We start from the raw sequence: 1,953 nt of genomic DNA on the forward strand, positions 1-1,953 counted from the left end.
CAGGATGGGCTTCCGCCGCGCCTTGAGCAGATCGCCGATTCTGAGCGCCTTCACCGGGCCGGTCATCGTCGACTGCCGCTTCAGCGCGTCGGCTTCCGCGGCGGCGGCCTGCGCCGCGCGGCGGGCGGCCGCGATGAAATCGGATTTGGCGGCATCTGTCTCGCTGCGCTTGGCCGGCTGACCGCCGCGCTCGTCGCGCACGCGCTTCATGATGGCGTTGAGGTCCGGCGCGCCGGAACCAGGTTCGAGCGGCCGGTTGGCGGCTCTCGGATCGAGCGGTTCGTCGATGTCGACGGTCGGAACGTCGCCGGCCGGTGCCGAGCCGGCAAGCGGCGGCGTGTCCTCGTTCTTCTTGCCCTTGAAGGCACGCGCCAGTCCGCTGAACATCGACTTCTTGCGGCCGGTGGTCTCAGCCTTCTCGCCAATTTCGTCCGATCCGAGCGCAGCCATTGCGGCGGCGGCCGCGGCCTCGGCGGGCGTGCGAGCGGCAGCTTCGCCGCGCATTACAGGTTCGCCACGCGTAACAGATTCGCCACGCGTAACAGGGTCGCTACGCGTAACAGGTTCGCCCGGTGCAGCCGGCTCGTTTCGCGAAACCGGATCGTGGCGCAGGATGGAGGCGGCGCGCGCATCGAGATCGGCGATGTCTCCGGTCAGTGGCAGCGGCTGGTCGATATCCATCGACGGCGCGTCCTGGACGGCGATCTTGCCGGTGCGGGCGGCCCGCTTGCCGCCCGGCTGCGGGTCGATCAGTTCGCTGACCGCTTCACTGGGACCTTCGGCCTCCAGCGAGCCGAGCCGGTCGACGATCTTGAGCAGCGTGTCGTGGATCGCCTCGAACGTGCGCGAATTGCGCTCGTCGGAACGGCGGGTGAGCGCTTCGAGCGTCTTCAGGTCCTGCGCGAGCCCGCTCACGGCGGCTGCGTTGGAAGCAGCCGTGCCGGAACTCGATTCGCCCAGGGACCGCACGGCGTTCTCCGCAGCCTCGCGCGCGACGGTGAGGATGGAATCGCGCGTGCCGGCCAGCGACTTCTCGATCTCGTCGAGGCGAGGGCTGATGTCCTCGAAATCGGGAAGCGGTGCGCTCGGCTTCGAAAGATGCGCCGAAAGGGCGGTCACCTGCGACTCAAGGCTGCGGATCAGTGCCGGATCAATGCCGGCGACCTGCGCGGCGGAGGATTCCAGCCGGCTGGAGATGTCCTCGAGCCGGCTTTCCAGGCCACGGATCGCCATCTCGTTGGCGGGATCGGGCGCGCGCGTCTCGATGCGCTTGGCAAGCGCGGTGAAGCGGGCGTCGATCGCCTCCATGATGCCAGCGCCGTCGTCCTGCCGCATGCGCTGGTCGAGCCTGTCGGCGACTTCGTCCAGCCGCCGCTCGAGTTCGCGGAACAGCAGGTTGCTCTGCTCGATGGCATCACCCTGGCGGCGCTCGAGGAGCGTGGACAGCGCGTCGAAGCGCTGCTCCAGGCCCTGGAAGATGTGGTCGGCGTCGGGCATCGCCGGCGCGCGGTCTATCTTGTCGGTGATCAAAGCAATCTGCTTGCCGAGACGCTCCATCGCCTGCTCCGGCAGATGGGCGCGCCCGGCGAGCTCGTCCACACGGCTGGACAGAAGGTTGAGGCGGTCGATGACCTCGGCGCCGGGACGCGACTGCGCGACCTCCTCGATCTGCTCCGCCAGCGAGGCGATCCGTTTCTCGATTCGCCCGAAGGTTTCCGGATCGAAGGCATTGGCCTGCGCGGCCACCGTCGAGGCGACGATGGCGCGCGAGATCTCGTCCAGCCGCTCGTCGATCATGGCAAGCGTCTCGCCGCCGCGCATCGTTTGCTGGCTGGCGAAACGGTCGACCGCTCCGGCGAGGGTGCGCACCTTTTCCTCCAGCGAGGCGAGCGACAGCGATTGCGGCAGGTTGTTGACCGCGCTGCTGATCTGTTCGAGGCGGTCGGTCAGCGC

Annotated in this window: 1 pseudogene; it reads right to left on the reverse strand. The window is 68.5% G+C overall.

Annotated features, from left to right (window positions below):
* Positions 1–1,953 (reverse strand): annotated as a pseudogene (locus EOA60_RS30825) (peptidoglycan-binding protein); the annotation flags it as partial.

The sequence above is a fragment of the Mesorhizobium sp. M1A.F.Ca.IN.020.06.1.1 genome (genome assembly GCF_004023265.1).
Classification (GTDB): domain Bacteria; phylum Pseudomonadota; class Alphaproteobacteria; order Rhizobiales; family Rhizobiaceae; genus Mesorhizobium.